The organism is Pseudomonas sp. LS-2 (genome assembly GCF_003605735.1).
GTDB lineage: Bacteria > Pseudomonadota > Gammaproteobacteria > Pseudomonadales > Pseudomonadaceae > Aquipseudomonas.
Genome location: NZ_QXTJ01000039.1, coordinates 262,959 through 281,895 on the forward strand (window position 1 = coordinate 262,959; position 18,937 = coordinate 281,895).

Here is an 18,937-nt window from a genome sequence, read left to right on the forward strand (position 1 = left end):
CACTGTTGTGCATCCCAGACATTGCCGACGACAGGTATTGCCGAGCGTGCGGCGCGCTACCAGAATCGGCTCAACCCCCATGAAAGGAGCGAGCGTCATGATGCATGCAGACCTGATCGACCAGGACGATCTCCTCGGCCAACTCCGATCCATCGGCTTTGAAACGCCTTCCGGCGCGAGCGCTGAACAGGCTTGCGCCCAAGCGGTGTGTGGCCTTAACGACGACCGGGCCCGCGCTCTGCGTCATCTGGTGGAAAAAATGCTCAGCGGCAGCGCGACCATCCTGCCAGCGGTTCGTCAGGCGATTGATCAGCAGTTGCTGCCAGCGTTGGCGACTTACAAACAAGGCCGCGCACAGGCCTGACAGTCGACCTTGACTGTGTAGGAGCGCGCTTGCCCGCGATAGAGGTTGCCTGCAAACGATGTGTCGGCTGAAACGCCGCACTCGCGGGCAAGCGCGCTCCTACAGCACGCAAGCAATGCGTGAACCTTTTACAACCTCACACTCGCAAACGTCGACTCGTTGCGCGCCTGGCTCAAGGCCGAGAGCGGGCCGGAGAGTGGTGCCAGGACCATCGCCTGAGGAATCGGCATCATCGCCACTTGCTGTGCGGTGTTGGAACCTACGCGTTCGTCACGCGGCGGAATGCCGAAGTATTCGCGGTAGCACTTGGAGAAGTGCGGGGTGGAGACGAAGCCACAAACCGAGGCCACTTCGATGATCGACATCGGCGTTTGCTTCAGTAGCTGACGTGCGCGGATCAGGCGCAGCTTCAAGTAGTAACGCGATGGCGAGCAGTGCAGGTATTTCTGAAACAGCCTTTCCAGTTGACGACGGGATACCGAAACGTAGACCGCCAGCTCGTCGAGGTCGATAGGCTCCTCCAGGTTGGCCTCCATCAACGCCACGATTTCCTGAAGCTTCGGCTGATTGGTGCCGAGCATGTGCTTGAGCGGAACGCGCTGGTGATCCTGCTCGTTGCGAATGCGCTCGTAGACGAACATTTCCGAGATCGCGGCGGACAGTTCACGCCCGTGGTCGCGGCTGATGAGGTGCAGCATCATGTCCAGCGGCGCAGTGCCGCCGGAGCTGGTGAAACGGTTACGGTCCAGGGTGAACAGGCGGGTGCTCATGGCAACGCGCGGAAAGGCTTCCTGCATTGCGGCCAGACATTCCCAGTGCACGCTGCAATCGAAGCCATCGAGCAGACCGGCGCAGGCCAATGCCCAACTGCCGGTGCACACCGCGCCCAGACGACGGGACTGCCGCGCCTGGCTCTGCAGCCAGCTCACGTGTTCGCGGGTAACAGTGCGTTGAATACCGACGCCGCCGCAGACGATCACGGTGTCCAGCACCGGTGCCTTATGCATGGCCGCGTCCGGGGTGATTTGGAGACCGTCACTGGCCCAGACCTGGCCGCCATCGACGCTCAGGGTGGTCCAGCGATAAAGCTCACGACCGGACAACTGGTTCGCCATGCGCAGTGGCTCAACCGCAGATGCGAGAGAGATCAGTGTGAAATTGTCCAGCAGCAGAAAGCCGATGGATTGAGGCGCACGGTTCTGGGGTTGGGCCCCGGAGTTGAACGAAGTCATCACGGTATCTCCTCACACGAAAAGCGGTTGATGGCCCCAGGCAGAGGCTCTTGTTGTTTGGCCCTCATCAGTGGAGGACTTTGCTATTGCAACGCAAATGCCATGCCTAAAGTTGAATGCGCATTCAATAACTCTTGTTTGCGACGTCGCGATGCGTCTATTCGGTAGCGACATGGCTGTTCCGATAGCGACCTATCGATCGCTGAGCCACGGGAATGGCGGAGGGGATGAGCAATTCGGTAGCACAAGTGTGAACAGGCGAAATATCAGACATACGGGAAGTGTCACCCTTGGCACAGGCGACCGGCGGCAACGCCGGTAACGCCTGTCTGGCATGGCGTTGCGCCATGTCCAGAGATTCACGCGCTAAAAGGTAGCGGCCGATTTCAAGCGTGATTCAAAAGCGAGCAGAAGCGGTTAAGCCAAACTGCCATCGCCCTCGATCCGTCCGACGAAACGGCCCCTGTAGCAGTCCGGCGTGCCGGCGGCAGCGATTCAACGGACGCCACCGCCGGCAAGCCGTGCTGCTACAGACGCGGGCCGCTCACAATCCGATCAACACTCCACCGCGCTCACCGCCAAGCCACCGCGGGATGTCTCTTTATATTTGTCATGCATGTCGGCGCCGGTGTCGCGCATGGTGCGTATCACTCGATCCAGCGAGATGAAGTGCGTGCCGTCACCGCGCAGGGCCATTTGCGCCGCATTGATGGCTTTAACGGCGGCAATCGCATTGCGCTCGATGCACGGCACCTGAACCAGGCCACCCACCGGATCGCAGGTCAGGCCCAGGTTATGCTCGAGTCCGATTTCGGCTGCGTTGCACAATTGCTCGGGCGTGGCCCCCAGGATGTCCGCAAGCCCCGCCGCCGCCATGGCGCAGGCCGAACCGACCTCGCCCTGACAGCCCACTTCAGCACCGGAGATCGAGGCGTTCTTTTTACAGAGGATGCCGATGGACGCAGCACCCAGGAAATAATCCACGACGTTGGCTTCGCTGACTTCGTCGCTGAATTTGACGAAGTAATGCAGCACGGCCGGGATGATCCCCGCCGCGCCATTGGTAGGCGCTGTCACCATCCGCCCGCCCGCTGCGTTCTCTTCGTTGACCGCCAGCGCAAACAGGTTGACCCACTCCATCGCGCTCAACGTCGAACCAATCACATTCGGCTTGTTCAGCTCCTGAAGACTGCGATGCAAACGGGCCGCACGACGCCGCACGTTCAAGCCGCCAGGCAGAATGCCTTCTTCTTTCAGGCCGTGCTCGACGCAATCCTGCATGGCCCTCCACAAGCGCATCAGACCGGCGCGAATTTCTTCCTCGCTGCGCCAGACCTTTTCGTTTGCCATCATCAATTCCGACACGCGCAAGCCATGCTGCTGACACAGCCTGAGCAGTTCGTCGGCGCTGGAAAAGTCGTAAGGCAGCACCGTGTTGTCCATGTCCAGCACCCCGCTGGCGGCTTGGGCCTCATCCACGACGAAACCACCGCCCACTGAATAGTAGGTGTCGCGGTGCAACTCGCCGCTGGGGTCGAAGGCGATCAGGGTCATTGCGTTGGGGTGGAATGGCAGGTTTTCGTCGATGAGCAACATGTCCTGTTGCCAGACGAAAGGAATCGGATGATCCCCGTTGAGCTTCAATGTGTCGGTTTCTCGCAGATCTGCGATGTGCCGACCGATGAGGGTGGGGTCGATAGCGTCAGGCCACTCGCCCATCAGGCCCATGATCACAGCGTTGTCGCTGCCGTGGCCGACACCCGTCGCAGAAAGCGAACCGTACAGACGCACCTCGACACGGTTTACCTGCGCCAGTTGGTCGCGTTCACGCAACCCCTGGACAAACAATGCCGCTGCTCGCATCGGTCCCACGGTGTGAGAACTGGAAGGGCCAATACCGATCTTGAACAAGTCGAACACGCTGATAGCCATTGACCGCAAACCTCCGAAAACAGGGTTCCCGGCGCGCTGAGCGGCCGGCGACGGAGCTGCTACGCTCAAAGCTGCGATCCGTCGAGATGGCGGCATCATCAGCCTTTTATCTCGAGGGGCGGCGTCTCACACCGACTCACTCTTGTCCACAAACGTCGCGGCTACTCCCAGCCTCCAGGAGCACGTCCCCAAAAGAACAGCCGCCACCGTTATTGACACTTTTTGCCGCATTAGCACTCGAAAACCGGTCGGCGAGCGGGGAAAAAATCTGTAAGCGACGTCACTGACACTGGATACGACCCCCTATGTACTGGTTACGACGCCCCCTGTAGGCGTTTGTTTTCCCCTGTTACATGATCGTTGTCGACTCAATCGCCAAACGCAGTGATAGAGCTGTTTTCCCACTTGACTCGCCGACACCAAAAAAGACGCGTCAGCCCAGGCTGATGACGAGAAGAAAACACCTAAGGAGTCCAACCATGAAAGGTTCACACAAGCTTTTGCTGGGCGTTGCGCTGAGTCTGCCCATGCTGGCCCAGGCCGCAGAGCCCGCGGCCTGTCAGACGGTCAATTTTTCCGATGTAGGCTGGACCGATATCACCGCAACGACCGCCACCACCAGCGTCGTTCTCCAGTCGCTTGGCTACAAGACCAAGACCACCATGATTTCCGTGCCCGTGACTTACAAGTCGCTGGCTGATGGCAAAAACATGGACGTGTTCCTCGGCAACTGGATGCCGACCATGGAAAACGACATCAAGCCTTACCGTGACGCCGGCACTGTCGAAGTGGTGCGGACCAACCTCACGGGCGCCAAATACACCCTGGCCGTTCCGCAAGCGCTGTACGACAAAGGCCTGCACGATTTCGCCGACATCGCCAAATTCAAGAAAGAACTCGACGGCAAGATCTACGGCATCGAGCCCGGCAACGACGGCAACCGTCTGATCCAGAGCATGATCGACAAAGACGCCTTCGGCCTGAAAACCGCCGGTTTCAAAATGGTCGAGTCGAGTGAAGCCGGCATGCTCTCCCAAGTCGATCGCGCCTCCAAACGTGACACCGCCGTGGTATTCCTCGGCTGGGCACCGCACCCGATGAACAAGCGCTTCAAGATCCAGTACCTGACCGGCGGAGACGACTTCTTCGGCCCTGACTTCGGCGCCGCGACCGTCGCGACCAACACTCGCAAGGGTTACTCGGCCGAGTGCAGCAACGTCGGTCAGTTGTTGAAGAACCTGGAATTCACCGTCGACATGGAAAGCGAACTGATGGGCAACATTCTTGACGACAAGATGAAGCCTGAAGCAGCCGCCAAGGCATGGCTGAAAAAACACCCTCAAGTACTCGACACCTGGCTGGCGGGTGTTACCACAGTGGACGGTAAACCTGGCCTGGAAGCCGCTAAAGCCGAGCTGACGAAGTAACTCGACAGGCAGGCGGGTCCGCCCGCCTGTTGTCCTCTTTTCATCCCGCACGCGGACAATCGATATCATGCTGACTGATCATAAAATCCCCCTAGGCCAGTACATCGCAGGCTTTGTCGACTGGCTGACCCAACACGGCGCCAGCACCTTCGACGCCATTGCCTCGTCACTGGAAGCCATGATCCACGGACTGACCTCGGGTCTGACCTGGTTCAACCCTTTTGTCCTGATCGGCCTGATAGCTCTGCTTGCCCATTACATTCAGCGCAAATGGGGCCTGACCGCCTTCGTCATCATTTCGTTTCTGTTGATCCTGAACCTGGGGTATTGGCAGGAAACCATGGAAACCCTGGCCCAGGTGCTGTTCGCCACCCTGGTCTGCGTCGTGATCGGCGTGCCGCTTGGCATCGTCGCCGCGCACAAGCCGATGTTTTACACCTGCATGCGTCCGGTTCTTGACCTCATGCAGACCGTACCGACTTTCGTTTACCTGATTCCAACCCTGACCCTCTTCGGGCTGGGCGTGGTACCGGGTCTGATTTCGACGGTGGTGTTTGCGATTGCCGCACCCATCCGACTGACCTACCTGGGCATCTGCGATGTCCCGCAAGAACTGCTCGACGCCGGCAAGGCCTTCGGCTGCTCCCGCCGTCAACTGCTGTCCCGAATCGAACTGCCCCACGCCATGCCAAGCATCGCGGCCGGTATCACCCAGTGCATCATGCTGTCGCTGTCGATGGTGGTGATTGCAGCGCTGGTTGGCGCCGACGGCCTGGGCAAACCCGTGGTCAACGCACTGAACACTGCTGATATCGCTCTAGGCTTCGAAGCAGGCCTGGCGATCGTATTGCTGGCGATCATGCTCGACCGTATCTGCAAACAACCCGACGCTAAAGTGAGGGCCGACGCATGAGCATCATCAAATTCGACCAGGTAGACGTCGTCTTCTCCAAAGACCCGCGTGAAGCTCTCAAGCTCCTGGATCAGGGCCTCGCGCGGCCAGAAATCCTGAAAAAAACCGGCCAGATCGTGGGCGTGGAAAAAGCCAGTCTGGAGGTCAATAAAGGCGAAATCTGTGTATTGATGGGCTTGTCGGGCTCAGGCAAATCCAGCCTCCTGCGCTGCATCAACGGGTTGAACACGGTCAGTCGGGGCTCGCTGTTCGTCGAGCACGAAGGCAAGCAGATCAACATCGCCAACTGCACCCCGGCAGAACTGAAGATGATGCGCACCAAGCGCATCGCCATGGTGTTCCAGAAGTTCGCCTTGATGCCATGGCTGACCGTTCGCGAGAACATCAGCTTCGGTCTGGAAATGCAGGGTCGTCCCGAGAAAGAGCGCCGCCAGTTGGTGGACGAAAAGCTCGAACTGGTGGGCCTGACGCAGTGGCGCAACAAGAAGCCCGACGAACTTTCCGGCGGTATGCAGCAACGTGTCGGCCTGGCGCGCGCACTGGCAATGGACGCCGACATTCTGCTGATGGACGAACCGTTCTCCGCACTTGACCCACTGATTCGTCAGGGTCTGCAGGACGAGTTGCTCGCGTTGCAGAAGAAACTGAGCAAGACCATCGTGTTCGTGAGCCACGACCTGGACGAAGCCCTCAAGCTCGGCACCCGGATCGCGATCATGAAAGACGGCCGGATCATTCAGTACAGCGTGCCGGAAGAGATCGTCCTGAATCCTGCGGACGAATACGTGCGTACCTTCGTCGCTCATACCAATCCGCTCAACGTGCTGTGCGGTCGCAGCCTGATGCGTCCGATCACCGATTGCACCCGCATCAACGGCTCTCAAGTATGCCTGGATCCGGGCGACGATTCGTGGATCGACCTGGCCGATGGCAACACCATCAAAGGCCTGCGTCAGCACGGCGCCGCTGTCGACCTGCAAAGCTGGGAACCGGGCCAGGCCGTCGAGAACCTGGGCCGCCGACCAACAGTCGTGCACTCGGACATCGGCATGCGCGATGCGCTGCAGATCCGCTATCACACCGGTAACAAGCTGATGCTGCAAGAGAACAACCAGTTGGTGGGGATTCTGGGCGACAGCGAGCTCTATCACGCATTGCTCGGCAAGAATCACGGTTGATCGCAACACACGCTTAACGCAATACCTGCAGATCTGATCGTTCTGATCGTTCCCACGCTCCGCGTGGGAATGCATCTCGGGACGCTCCGCGTCCCACGGTATGACGCGGAGCGTCAGGGGCGGCATTCCCACGCAGAGCGTGAGGAACGATCAGCATAGGATCCGGCCTCGCAGAAGTTGCCGTTTACAGCCTTTGCGCACGCCCATCTTTTTTTGTTGATTGAACGTTCAATTAAAAAGCACTAGACTGGAGGCCGTTTTTCAGTCACTCACGTTCACTCGGCGAGCCAAGGAGACTCCAGATGCCCAAGGTCGGTATGCAACCCATTCGTCGTCAGCAGCTGATTCAGGCCACGCTTTCGGCGGTCGATCAGGTCGGGATGGGGGATGCGAGCATCGCGCTGATCGCCAAACTGGCGGGCGTCTCCAACGGCATCATCAGTCACTACTTTCAGGACAAGAACGGCCTGATCGCAGCGACCATGCGCCACCTGATGAATGCACTGATCATCAACGTCGCCGAGCGCCGCCAGGCCCTGACCGACGACAGCCCCCGGGCGCATCTGAAAGTCATCATCGAGGGCAACTTCGACGCCAGCCAGGTCAACGGCCCGGCGATGAAAACCTGGTTGGCCTTCTGGGCGACCAGCATGCACTCGCCGCCGCTGCACCGCTTACAGCGGATCAACGATCACCGCCTGTATTCGAACCTGTGCTGCCAGTTCCGCCGCGTGCTGACCCTGGATGACGCACGCACCGCTGCCCGCGGTCTGGCCGCGCTGATCGACGGCCTGTGGCTACGCGGCGCGCTTTCCGGCGACGCCTTCGATACCGAGCAGGCGCAACAGATCGCCTTCGAATACATGGATCTCCAATTGGCAAAAGCGGTGAGCTGAAGCCGCCGCACAATGTTCGATGTGGCGCTCGGCGCACTCGATCAATGCCATTCACAGACAACCGCGAGGACTTTATGGCCCGTTTCGAATTGCAAAAACTCTACATTGACGGTGGTTACGTCGACGCCAGCAGCGACGCGACCTTCGAAGCCATCAACCCGGCCAATGGCGAAGTGCTCGCCAAGGTCCAGCGAGCCACTGAAGCTGACGTCGAACGCGCTGTCGTCAGTGCCGAAAAAGGCCAGAAAATCTGGGCTGCAATGACCGCCATGGAGCGCTCCCGCGTTCTGCGTCGCGCCGTCGATATCCTGCGCGAGCGCAACGACGAGCTGGCCGCGCTCGAAACCCTGGACACCGGCAAATCAATCTCTGAAACCAAATACGTCGACATCGTCACTGGCGCCGATGTTCTGGAGTATTACGCTGGTCTGGTCCCGGCCATCGAAGGCGAGCAGATTCCGCTGCGCACGTCTTCCTTCGTTTACACCCGCCGCGAGCCACTGGGCGTCACCGTCGGTATTGGCGCCTGGAACTACCCGATCCAGATCGCCCTGTGGAAATCTGCGCCTGCGCTGGCTGCGGGCAACGCCATGATTTTCAAACCGAGCGAAGTCACCTCGCTGACCACGCTGAAACTGGCTGAGATCTACACCGAAGCCGGTCTTCCGGATGGCGTGTTCAACGTGTTGACCGGTAGCGGTCGCGAAGTTGGCACCTGGCTGACCGAGCACCCACGCATCGAGAAAGTCTCGTTCACTGGCGGCACCGATACCGGCAAGAAAGTCATGGGCAGCGCTTCGAGTTCGTCGCTCAAGGAAGTGACCATGGAGCTGGGCGGCAAGTCCCCGTTGATCATCTTCGACGACGCCGATCTGGATCGCGCCGCGGACATCGCGATGATGGCTAACTTCTATAGCTCCGGTCAGGTCTGCACCAACGGTACTCGCGTGTTCGTGCCGAGCGCATTGAAAGCGGCGTTCGAGGCGAAGATCCTGGAGCGCGTCAAACGCATCCGTGTCGGCAACCCGGAAGACGACAACACCAACTTCGGCCCCTTGGTGAGCTTCGCCCACATGGAAAGCGTGCTGGGCTACATCGCCAAGGGCAAGGAAGAGGGCGCGCGTCTGTTGATCGGCGGTGATCGCATGACCGACGGCGACTTCGCCAAGGGTGCGTTCGTTGCGCCGACCGTGTTCACCGACTGCACCGACGAGATGACCATCGTCAAAGAAGAGATCTTCGGCCCGGTGATGAGCATCCTCAGCTACGAGTCCGAAGATGAAGTGATCCGCCGCGCCAACGACACCGAGTTCGGTCTGGCCGCCGGTATCGTCACTCGCGACATCAACCGCGCCCATCGCGTGATCCATCAGCTGGAAGCCGGTATCTGCTGGATCAACGCCTGGGGCGAGTCCGACGCGAAGATGCCGGTAGGTGGTTACAAGCAATCAGGCGTCGGCCGCGAGAACGGCATCAGCTCGCTGGCGCAGTACACGCGGATCAAATCGGTACAGGTCGAGCTGGGCGATTACGCGTCGGTTTTCTAAAGCCCTACGCCTACACCCAAAACTGTAGGAGTGAGCTTGCTCGCGATAGCGTCGGCACATTCAACATCTTTGTCCGACACACTGCAGTCGCGAGCAAGCTCACTCCTACATGGAATTTCCCGGCTCCACTTTCTGAACGGAGGATTTCATGCCTCAGAAATTCGATTACATCATCATCGGCGCAGGCTCGGCCGGTAATACCCTGGCGGCCCGTCTCACCGAAGACGCGGGCGTCACCGTCCTGTTGCTCGAAGCCGGCGGCCCGGACTACCGCGCCGACTTCCGCACGCAAATGCCTGCCGCGCTGGCGTTCCCGCTGCAGGGCCGTCGCTACAACTGGGCCTACGAGACCGAGCCAGAGCCACATATGAACAACCGCAGGATGGAATGCGGTCGCGGCAAGGGCCTGGGCGGTTCATCGCTGATCAACGGCATGTGCTACATCCGCGGCAACGCCATGGACTATGACGGCTGGGCAAAGCTGCCCGGTCTGGAAGACTGGAGCTATCTGGACTGCCTGCCGTATTTCCGCAAGGCAGAGACCCGCGACATCGGCCCCAACGATTACCACGGTGGTGAAGGCCCGGTCAGCGTAACCACGCCCAAAGCCGGCAATAACCCGCTGTTCCACGCAATGGTCGAGGCGGGCGTGCAGGCGGGGTATCCGCGCACCGACGACCTCAATGGATATCAGCAGGAAGGCTTCGGCCCGATGGACCGCACGGTCACCCCGAACGGCCGTCGTGCCAGTACCGCGCGCGGGTATCTGGATGAAGCCAAGAAGCGTTCGACCCTGACCATCGTCACCCACGCGTTGACCGATCGCATCCTGTTCGAGGGCAAGCGTGCGGTAGGCGTGGCGTATCTGGTCGGCGACAGCGACACCCGCGTCGAAGCCCGTGCGCGCAAAGAAGTTCTGCTGTGCAGCGGCGCGATCGCGTCGCCGCAGATCCTGCAACGCTCCGGCGTCGGCCCTGCCGCGCTGCTGAACAAGCTCGACATTCCGGTGGTTCACGACCTACCGGGCGTCGGCGAAAACCTCCAGGACCACCTGGAGATGTACCTGCAATACGCCTGCAAGGAACCGGTCTCTCTGTACCCTTCCCTGCTCTGGTGGAACCAGCCGGCCATCGGTGCCAAATGGCTGTTCCTGGGCAAAGGCATCGGCGCCAGCAACCAGTTCGAAGCCGGCGGTTTCATTCGCTCCCGCGAAGAATTCGAGTGGCCGAACATTCAGTACCATTTCCTGCCGGTGGCGATTAATTACAACGGCAGCAATGGCGTGAAAGAGCATGGGTTCCAGGCGCACGTCGGTTCGATGCGCTCGCCAAGCCGTGGCCACGTGCAGTTGAAGTCGAAGAACCCGCGCGAGTACCCGAGCATCCTTTTCAACTACATGTCCACCGAGCAGGACTGGCAGGAATTCCGCGACGGCATCCGCCTGACCCGCGAGATCATGCAGCAGCCCGCGCTGGACAAATACCGGGGCCGCGAGATCAGCCCTGGCCTGGAAGTGCAGTCCGACGAGCAACTCGACCAGTTCGTCCGCGAGCACGCCGAGACCGCGTTTCACCCCTCCTGCTCATGCAAGATGGGCACCGATGAAATGGCGGTGGTCGATCACGAGGGCCGCGTACATGGCATGCAGAGCCTGCGAGTGGTCGATGCCTCGATCATGCCGATCATCACCACCGGCAACCTGAACGCGCCAACGATCATGATCGCCGAGAAGATCGCCGACAGAATCCGTGGGCGTTCGCCACTGCCACGCAGCACTGCCAAGTATTACGTGGCCGGAGATGCACCGGTGCGCGGCAAGCCAATGCGTGAGGTAGCTCCGGCTGCAAATTGACACCCCTTGGCCTGTAGCAGCACGGCTTGCGGCGGTAGCGGACCTGAGATCGCCTCCGCCGGCAAGCCGTGCTGCTACAGATGCATGGCGTCGCTCAGGAGGTTGCTGGACATCTGTCCCCCGCCGAACCGCTCAAGCGCGCTATGATTCGGACCGTTGCCCGTCCGAATCGCCAAGGAGTTTTCCTGCATGTTCGACTTTTCCGCTCAACTCAAACAGCGGTTTGCAGCCCTGCAGAGCAGCGCCCGTTTTTTCTCCCTGCGTTACGTCAAACAGACCAGTCAGCACCTGTCGGTCCGCAAAAACGTCCCTGAGCCGCCGCAACTGAGCACCGACGAAGGGGCGATGCTGACCGTGCGCATCAACGGCGTCGAGGCCTATGCGGCCACCAACGATATTTCGCAGCGTGGCTTGCAGGCCGCCCTCGAGCAGGCCGAATCGCTGGCCCGAATGCTCGCCCCGCACTCGTTGCTCGATCTTCGTGAACACGCCGTCGCCACCAGCCGCGCAGATTATCTGTCGCCGAACCTGACCAACGCTTTCCCCTCGCTGAGCGACTGCTATGCACTGCTGGGTAGCGAATCCGCGTCCGTGCCCAAAGACGAGCGTCTGGTTAACTGGCAGGTCAGCCTGGGCCTGGAAAACGTCGAGCAGATTTACCTGAACAGCGCCGGCGCCGAGATTCGTCAGGCCCAGCGCTTTGTCTTCCCGGGTCTCAGCGTCACGGCCTATGACGGCCAGGACAGCCAGACCCGTAGCCTGGGTCGTGAAAACTTCGGCCAACAGGGCGGCGCGGAAGTCATCACTTCCTGCGGCATCATCGGTGCTGCTTCCAATGTGGCCGATCAGGCGTTGCAACTGATCATGGCGCCGAACACGCCGGCCGGCCCGCGGGACCTGCTGCTGACGCCGGATCAGATGATCCTGCAGATCCACGAATCCATCGGCCACCCGCTGGAGCTGGACCGCATCCTGGGCGACGAGCGCAATTACGCCGGCACCAGCTTCGTCAAAGCCAGCGACTTCGGCACCCTGCGGTACGGCTCGGACCTGCTCAACGTGACGTTCGACCCCGAGATCCCCGAGCAACTGGCGAGCTACGGTTTCGACGACGATGGCACCCCGGCCAGCAAGCAGTTCCTGATCAGGGACGGCATTCTCGAGCGGCCGTTGGGAGGCGCGCTGTCGCAGTACCGTTCCGGCATGGAAGGCGTGGCCAACAGCCGTGCATGCAGCTGGAACCGCGCACCCATCGACCGCATGGCGAACCTCAACATCGAACCGGGCGACAAGTCGATGGCGCAACTGATCGGCGGCATCGAGCACGGCATTTTGATGAGCACCAACCGGTCATGGTCAATCGACGACGCGCGCAACAAATTCCAGTTCGGCTGCGAGTGGGGTCAGTTGATCGAGAATGGCGAACTCAAGGGGGTGGTGAAGAACCCGAACTACCGGGCGATTTCCGCGCAATTCTGGCGCAACCTGAGCGCGGTCGGTGATGCCAGCACTTTCAAGGTCCTGGGCACGCCGAACTGCGGCAAGGGCGAACCCAATCAGGTGGTGCGCGTCGGCCATGCTTCGCCCGCGTGTGTATTCGCCAATGTCGATGTATTTGGAGGTGACGCCTGATGTCCCATCAAGCTCGATTCAACGCTCTGGCCGACTGGCTGAACAGTGCCATCACGGGTCCGGAGCGCTTCACCCTCAGCTACAACGCCGAGGCTTCGGATTTCATTCGGTTCAACCACGCCAAGGTGCGTCAGGCCGGTCATGTGCAGCAGGCCAGCGTGCAGTTCAAGCTGATCGATAATGGGCGTCACGCCGACCTGAGCCTGACATTGTCCGGCGATGAGGCCGTCGACCGTCAGCGCCTCGCGCAAGCCTTGGATCAGTTGCGCGAGACCCTGACGCTGCTGCCGGAAGACCCCTACCTGCTTCTCAACGATGACGCCTGGCACAGCACCAACGTTCAAGACGCGCCGCTGCCCGACAGCGCATATGTGGCCGAACGAATTGCGCAGCTGAGCGAAGGGCTGGATCTGGTGGGTATCTACGCCGCAGGACCGATCTACCGTGGTTTCGCCAGTTCCAATGGCGCCATGGGATGGCATCAGGCGAACAGCTTCAACTTCGACTGGAGCCTGTTCCACGAGAACGGGCAGGCTGTGAAAGCCAACTACGCCGGTCATGAATGGAGCGACGAGACCTTCGCCAGACGCTTGGAGCTTGCGCGCGAGCAACTGACCTTTCTCGGCCAGCCGTCGCACACGCTGGCGCCCGGCCAATACCGGGCCTACCTGGCGCCGGCCGCGCTGGAAGAAATCGTGGGCATGTTGTGCTGGGGCGGATTTTCAGCGCAATCACTGGCCGACAAGACCAGCCCGTTGCAGCGGCTGTATGACGGCCAGGCCACGCTCAATCCGTTGGTGAGTGTTGACGAGCAGGTGACCGGCTCCTTGTCGCCCGCGTTTTCCGGCGAAGGCTACCCCCGCTCGGACTTGTCTCTGATCGACGAAGGCGCTGCGAAGGATCGCCTGATCGACTCACGCAGCGCAGCCGAATACGGTCTGGCTGCCAACGGCGCGGGCTGGGGCGAGTCGCCCAGCGCGCTAAGCATGAACGGCGGCTCACTGGCGCTGGACGACGTGCTCAAAGAGCTGGGCACCGGCCTGTACATCAGCAATCTGTGGTACCTGAATTTCTCAGACCGCACGGCCGGACGTATTACCGGCATGACCCGGTTTGCGACTTTCTGGGTCGAGGACGGCAAGATCAAGGCACCGGTCAGTACCATGCGTTTTGATGACAGCATCTTCAGCCTGCTCGGCGGCTCGCTGGAACAATTGACGACGGAAAGGGAACTCATCCTCTCGGCGAGCACCTACAGTCAACGCCAGACAGCCTCGAATCTGCTGCCCGGGGCGTTGGTGAGCAGGTTGACGCTGACGCTGTGATAAACCCGGCATACCTGTAGGAGCGCGCTTGCCCGCGATGCAATCTGTCTGCACCGAAAATGCCGACTGACATACCGCTATCGCGGGCAAGCGCGCTCCTACAAAAATGCACCGCGCTCCGACTCCCAGGAAAACCAATAAGGACCCACGATTCACATGCCGACCTCGACGCCGCAACTGGACGCCAGAACCCTGCGCTGGATGCCATGGGTCATCGCAATCGCCTTTTTCATGCAAAGCCTGGACGGCACGATCCTCAACACCGCTTTGCCGTCCATGGCCGGTTCGCTGTCCGAAGATCCGCTGCGCATGCAGTCCGTCATCATTGCCTATATGCTGACCATCGCTCTGCTGATCCCGGCATCCGGCTGGATTTCCGACCGCTTCGGCATCAAGCGCATCTTCTTCAGCGCCATTCTCCTGTTCAGCTTCGGCTCCCTGCTCTGCGCTGCTGCCAACACCCTCGGCATGCTGGTCGCCGCGCGCGTGATTCAGGGACTCGGCGGCGCATTGATGATGCCGGTCGGCAGGCTGATCGTGCTACGCGCCTACCCGCGGACCGAGCTGGTGCGCATCCTCAGCTTCATCACCATGCCCGCGCTGCTTGGCCCGCTGATGGGCCCAACAGTGGGCGGCTGGCTGGTGGAATACCTGAGCTGGCACTGGATCTTCCTGATCAACATTCCGGTAGGAATTCTCGGCTGCTTCGCGGTGCGCAAGTTCATTCCCGACCTGCAAGGCGGCGGGCGCACGCGTTTCGATCTGGTGGGTTTCACGCTGTTTGGCGCCTCGATGGTGCTGATCACTATCGCGCTGGAAGGCTTGGGTGAATTGCATCTGCCGCATCTGCGCGTGGTGATGCTGCTGTTCGGCGGCATGGCTTGTCTGGCTGCATACTGGCTGCGCGCCGGGCATGTGGAAGCGCCGCTGTTCTCCGCTTCGCTGTTTCGCACACGCAGTTTCGCGGTGGGGATCATGGGCAACCTGTTCGCCCGCCTGGGCAGCGGTGCTCTTCCGTTTCTGGTGCCGCTGATGCTGCAAGTGGCGCTGGGGTATTCGCCGTCCCACGCAGGGATGAGCATGATCCCGCTGGCGTTGGCGGCGATGTTCGCCAAACCGCTGGCGACTCGGGCCATCGAGCGTCTGGGTTACCGGATCGTGCTGACAGGCAACACCCTTTTGCTGGGCATTCTGCTGGCAAGCATGTCGCTGGTGGGCGCCGACACGCCTTACTGGATGCTGCTCATTCATCTGGCGTTCCTGGGCGGGGTGAATTCGCTGCAGTTCTCGGCGATGAACGCCGTGACCCTGATCGACCTGGACGACGCCAGCGCCGCGAGCGGCAACAGCTTGCTGTGGGTGGTCGCGCAGTTGTCGCTGAGCCTCGGCGTTGCCTGCGCGGCGGCGTTGCTGGGTGGCTTCACCGATGATGTCTCGACGGGCGAAGTCAGCAGCGTTCTGGGGGCATTCCAGCTGACGTTCCTGTGTGTCGGGGTGCTGGCGATGCTGGCGGCGTCGATTTTCCTGCAGCTCTCGCCCCGCATGCCGCCTGAGAATCCACCGCGCAAACCGCAAACCGAGCCTGAGATCGAGGCGTAGTGATTCCGCCACGGCTACAGATGTTCACCGCATGGATCATCATAAAGCGCCACCATTTATCGCCCGCAGCCCCAAGGCAGGGGCTGCGACCTGATACACTGCGCGACATTTTGTTTTGCAGGCCACTCTTGTGACTAACACCGCGTTCAACTCATTGCCCCTTTCCGCCGCCATGCTGGCTAACCTGGAATCCCTTGGTTATGCCGAGATGACGCCGATTCAGGCGCAGAGCCTGCCGGTGATCCTCAAGGGCATGGACCTCATCGCCCAGGCCAAGACCGGCTCGGGCAAGACTGCGGCATTCGGTATCGGCCTGCTCAACCCGATCAATCCGCGTTATTTCGGCTGTCAGGCGCTGGTGCTGTGCCCGACCCGCGAACTGGCCGACCAGGTGGCGAAGGAAATCCGTCGCCTGGCCCGTTCCGAAGACAACATCAAGGTCCTGACCCTGTGCGGCGGCGTGTCCTTCGGCCCGCAGATCGGCTCACTGGAGCATGGCGCGCACATCATCGTCGGCACGCCGGGCCGCATCCAGCAGCATTTGCGCAAGGGTTCACTGGTGCTGGACGGCCTGAACACGCTGGTCCTCGACGAAGCCGATCGCATGCTCGACATGGGGTTCTACGACTCGATCGCCGACATCATCGAACAAACCCCGGAACGCCGTCAGACCCTGCTGTTCTCGGCTACCTACCCGGTCGGCATCAAGCAACTGGCGTCCAAGTTCATGCGTGACCCGCAGACCGTGAAGGTCGAAGCGCTGCACGCCGACAGTCAGATCGAGCAGATTTTCTACGAGATCTCGCCGGAGCAACGCCTGGAAGCCGTGGTGAAAGTCCTCGACCATTTCCGTCCGCAGTCTTGCGTGGCGTTCTGCTTCACCAAGCAGCAGGTTCAGGAAGTGGTCGATCACCTGACCGCCAAGGGCATGTCCGCAGTTGGCCTGCACGGCGACCTGGAGCAGCGTGATCGTGATCAGGTACTGGCAATGTTCGCCAACCGCAGCACCTCGGTACTGGTCGCCACCGACGTTGCCGCCCGTGGCCTGGACATCGATGCGCTGGACATGGTGATCAACGTCGAACTGGCCCGTGATTCGGAAATCCACATTCACCGCGTCGGCCGTACCGGTCGTGCAGGCGAGACCGGCATTGCCGTCAGCCTCGTGGCGCCGGGTGAGAGCCAGCGGGCCCGCGCGGTCGAAGAATTGCAAAAGGCGCCGCTGAACTGGCAACAGTACGACCAGCTAACGCGCAAGGAAGGCGGCAAACTGCTGCCCCCGATGACCACCCTGTGCATCGGCTCGGGCCGCAAGGACAAACTGCGTCCAGGCGACATCCTTGGTGCGTTGACGGGCGAAGCCGGGGTTCCTGGCACTCAGGTCGGCAAGATCGCGATTTTTGATTTCCAGGCCTACGTGGCCGTTGAGCGCAGCATCGCCAAGCAGGCGCTGGAGCGTCTGAACAACGGCAAGATCAAGGGCAAGTCGTTGCGGGTCCGGATTTTGTAAGTACCCGCTATCCATTGATCGTTCCCATGCTCCGCGTGGGAATGCCGTGCGGGACGCTCCGCGTCCCTGCGACGCAGAGCGTCGCAATATGCGTTACCACGCAGAGCGTGGGAACGATCGAACACAGATCTCCCAATACCCCCCCGAGGACACCGCTTTGCCCGTTACTGACGTTGTGATCATCGGCGCCGGCGCCGCAGGTTTGATGTGTGCATTCACCGCCGCCAATCGTGGCCGCAAGGTGATGCTGATCGATCACGCGAACAAGCCGGGCAAGAAAATCCTCATGTCGGGCGGCGGCCGCTGCAACTTCACCAACCTGTACACCGAGCCTGCCAACTTCCTCTCGCAGAACCCGCACTTCTGCAAGTCGGCTCTGGCCCGCTACACCCAGTGGGATTTCATCGCGCTGGTGGGCAAACACGGCGTGCCGTACCACGAGAAGAAACTAGGCCAGCTGTTCTGTGACAACAAGTCCAGCGACATCCTCGGCCTGCTGCTCAGCGAATGCGATGGCGCAGGCGTGAGTCTGCACATGGACACCTCGGTGCAGTCCATCGAGAAGACCGAAAGCGGCTATCTGCTGCAAACCACTCTGGGCAACATCAATTGCGAATCGCTGGTGATCGCCACTGGCGGGCTGTCCATTCCCACGCTGGGCGCCACCGGGTTCGGTTATCAGGTCGGCAAGCAGTTCGGTCACACCCTGTTGCCAACCCGCGCAGGCCTGGTGCCGTTTACCATCACCGATCAGCTGAAAGAACTCTGTACCGAACTGACCGGCACCTCGGTGGACTGCATGGTGAGCTGCAACGACACCAGCTTTCGCGAGAACATCCTGTTCACCCACCGTGGCCTGAGCGGCCCGGCGATCCTGCAGATTTCCTCGTTCTGGAATCCGGGTGACGCAGTCGAAATCAACCTGATGCCCGATCTCGACGCCCACAACTGGCTGACCGAGCAACAGGCCGAACGTCCCAACAGCGAACTGAAGACCCTGCTTGGCGAAATCTTCACCAAGAAGATGGCCAACCTGATCGCCGAGCAATGGTTCGTCTCCAAACCGATGAAGCAGTACACCCACGCCGAGCTGGCCGACATCGCCGAAAAACTGGCGAGCTGGCAGGTGGTTCCGGCCGGCACCGAAGGCTATCGCACCGCCGAAGTGACTCTGGGCGGGATCGACACACGAGAAGTGTCGTCCAAGACCATGGAGTCCCTGAAGTCGCCGAAGCTGTACTTCATCGGCGAAGTGCTGGATGTCAGCGGGCATCTGGGTGGCTTCAACTTCCAGTGGGCCTGGGCCTCCGCCTATGCGGCGGCGCAGTACGTTTAACCTTCGGAATTACACCTCCCCTGTAGCAGCACGGCTTGCCGGCGGTAGCGATCTCAAATATGTCACCGCCGGCAAGCCGGACTGCTACAGGTTTCGTGTTCGAACAACAATTGCCGCAAGGCTTGCGGAATAAATTTTGCTTCGCGGATGTACAGCGGGCATTCGGCGCTGTACATACTCACTCAGCAAAATCG

14 protein-coding genes are annotated in these 18,937 nt (G+C 60.7%); 12 read left to right on the top strand and 2 right to left on the bottom strand.

What is annotated here, in order from left to right; genetic code table 11:
• The first annotated feature begins 97 nt into the window (after positions 1 to 97).
• Positions 98 to 364 carry a hypothetical protein gene (locus D3M70_RS22470; RefSeq protein ID WP_120127831.1) on the top strand — a complete coding sequence of 89 codons (267 nt, stop codon included), beginning with the start codon at positions 98 to 100 and terminating at the stop codon, positions 362 to 364.
• Positions 365 to 492: 128 nt separating this feature from the next.
• Here D3M70_RS22470 and D3M70_RS22475 read toward each other — a convergent pair whose 3' ends face one another.
• Both D3M70_RS22475 and D3M70_RS22480 read right to left on the bottom strand, forming a co-directional pair.
• Positions 493 to 1,596 (bottom strand): GlxA family transcriptional regulator, encoded by a 1,104-nt coding sequence (locus tag D3M70_RS22475; RefSeq protein WP_093465236.1) that lies wholly within the window; start codon positions 1,594 to 1,596, stop codon positions 493 to 495.
• Between the two features lie 555 nt (positions 1,597 to 2,151).
• Entirely contained in the window at positions 2,152 to 3,528 is a 1,377-nt protein-coding gene (locus D3M70_RS22480; protein WP_120127832.1) for an L-serine ammonia-lyase, read from the bottom strand.
• Between the two features lie 479 nt (positions 3,529 to 4,007).
• On the opposite strand from D3M70_RS22480, the gene D3M70_RS22485 reads away from it, so the two are divergent.
• The 11 genes from D3M70_RS22485 to D3M70_RS22540 all read left to right on the top strand — a co-directional run bounded on the left by D3M70_RS22485 (position 4,008) and on the right by D3M70_RS22540 (position 18,743).
• A complete protein-coding gene (locus D3M70_RS22485; protein WP_120127833.1) occupies positions 4,008 to 4,955 on the top strand; it encodes a choline ABC transporter substrate-binding protein in 948 nt (315 codons plus the stop codon).
• Between the two features lie 64 nt (positions 4,956 to 5,019).
• Positions 5,020 to 5,868, top strand: coding sequence for a choline ABC transporter permease subunit (choW, locus tag D3M70_RS22490; RefSeq protein WP_177418471.1), 849 nt, complete (start codon positions 5,020 to 5,022; stop codon positions 5,866 to 5,868).
• Positions 5,865 to 7,046, top strand: coding sequence for a choline ABC transporter ATP-binding protein (gene choV / locus D3M70_RS22495; RefSeq protein WP_120127835.1), 1,182 nt, complete (start codon positions 5,865 to 5,867; stop codon positions 7,044 to 7,046). Before choW ends, choV begins: the two co-directional genes overlap by 4 nt.
• A gap of 302 nt (positions 7,047 to 7,348) precedes the next feature.
• The gene (betI, locus tag D3M70_RS22505; protein WP_120127837.1) at positions 7,349 to 7,942 is read left to right on the top strand and encodes a transcriptional regulator BetI; all 594 of its coding nucleotides are present in this window, start codon (positions 7,349 to 7,351) and stop codon (positions 7,940 to 7,942) included.
• Between the two features lie 74 nt (positions 7,943 to 8,016).
• Complete coding sequence (betB, locus tag D3M70_RS22510) at positions 8,017 to 9,489, top strand: betaine-aldehyde dehydrogenase (RefSeq protein WP_120127838.1); 1,473 nt, start codon at positions 8,017 to 8,019, stop codon at positions 9,487 to 9,489.
• A gap of 148 nt (positions 9,490 to 9,637) precedes the next feature.
• Complete coding sequence (betA, locus tag D3M70_RS22515; protein ID WP_120127839.1) at positions 9,638 to 11,341, top strand: choline dehydrogenase; 1,704 nt, start codon at positions 9,638 to 9,640, stop codon at positions 11,339 to 11,341.
• Positions 11,342 to 11,530: 189 nt separating this feature from the next.
• Entirely contained in the window at positions 11,531 to 12,973 is a 1,443-nt protein-coding gene (locus tag D3M70_RS22520; protein WP_120127840.1) for a TldD/PmbA family protein, read from the top strand.
• Complete coding sequence (locus D3M70_RS22525) at positions 12,973 to 14,298, top strand: TldD/PmbA family protein (protein WP_120127841.1); 1,326 nt, start codon at positions 12,973 to 12,975, stop codon at positions 14,296 to 14,298. The genes D3M70_RS22520 and D3M70_RS22525 overlap by 1 nt, the downstream gene beginning before the upstream one ends.
• A gap of 156 nt (positions 14,299 to 14,454) precedes the next feature.
• Entirely contained in the window at positions 14,455 to 15,897 is a 1,443-nt protein-coding gene (gene mdtD, locus D3M70_RS22530) for a multidrug transporter subunit MdtD (protein ID WP_120127842.1), read from the top strand.
• A 130-nt stretch (positions 15,898 to 16,027) separates the two neighbouring features.
• Positions 16,028 to 17,407, top strand: coding sequence for an ATP-dependent RNA helicase DbpA (dbpA, locus tag D3M70_RS22535; protein WP_120127843.1), 1,380 nt, complete (start codon positions 16,028 to 16,030; stop codon positions 17,405 to 17,407).
• A 157-nt stretch (positions 17,408 to 17,564) separates the two neighbouring features.
• Positions 17,565 to 18,743 carry an NAD(P)/FAD-dependent oxidoreductase gene (locus D3M70_RS22540; protein ID WP_120127844.1) on the top strand — a complete coding sequence of 393 codons (1,179 nt, stop codon included), beginning with the start codon at positions 17,565 to 17,567 and terminating at the stop codon, positions 18,741 to 18,743.
• The last annotated feature ends 194 nt before the right edge of the window (positions 18,744 to 18,937 follow it).

Excerpts from the sequence above, each read along its gene's own strand:
- D3M70_RS22470 (WP_120127831.1), top strand. The coding sequence starts at position 98 with ATGATGCATGCAGACCTGATCGACCAGGACGATCTCCTCGGCCAACTC.
- D3M70_RS22475 (WP_093465236.1), bottom strand. The coding sequence starts at position 1,596 with ATGACTTCGTTCAACTCCGGGGCCCAACCCCAGAACCGTGCGCCTCAA.
- D3M70_RS22480 (WP_120127832.1), bottom strand. The coding sequence starts at position 3,528 with ATGGCTATCAGCGTGTTCGACTTGTTCAAGATCGGTATTGGCCCTTCC.
- D3M70_RS22485 (WP_120127833.1), top strand. The coding sequence starts at position 4,008 with ATGAAAGGTTCACACAAGCTTTTGCTGGGCGTTGCGCTGAGTCTGCCC.
- choV (WP_120127835.1), top strand. The coding sequence starts at position 5,865 with ATGAGCATCATCAAATTCGACCAGGTAGACGTCGTCTTCTCCAAAGAC.
- betI (WP_120127837.1), top strand. The coding sequence starts at position 7,349 with ATGCCCAAGGTCGGTATGCAACCCATTCGTCGTCAGCAGCTGATTCAG.
- betB (WP_120127838.1), top strand. The coding sequence starts at position 8,017 with ATGGCCCGTTTCGAATTGCAAAAACTCTACATTGACGGTGGTTACGTC.
- betA (WP_120127839.1), top strand. The coding sequence starts at position 9,638 with ATGCCTCAGAAATTCGATTACATCATCATCGGCGCAGGCTCGGCCGGT.
- D3M70_RS22520 (WP_120127840.1), top strand. The coding sequence starts at position 11,531 with ATGTTCGACTTTTCCGCTCAACTCAAACAGCGGTTTGCAGCCCTGCAG.
- D3M70_RS22525 (WP_120127841.1), top strand. The coding sequence starts at position 12,973 with ATGTCCCATCAAGCTCGATTCAACGCTCTGGCCGACTGGCTGAACAGT.
- mdtD (WP_120127842.1), top strand. The coding sequence starts at position 14,455 with ATGCCGACCTCGACGCCGCAACTGGACGCCAGAACCCTGCGCTGGATG.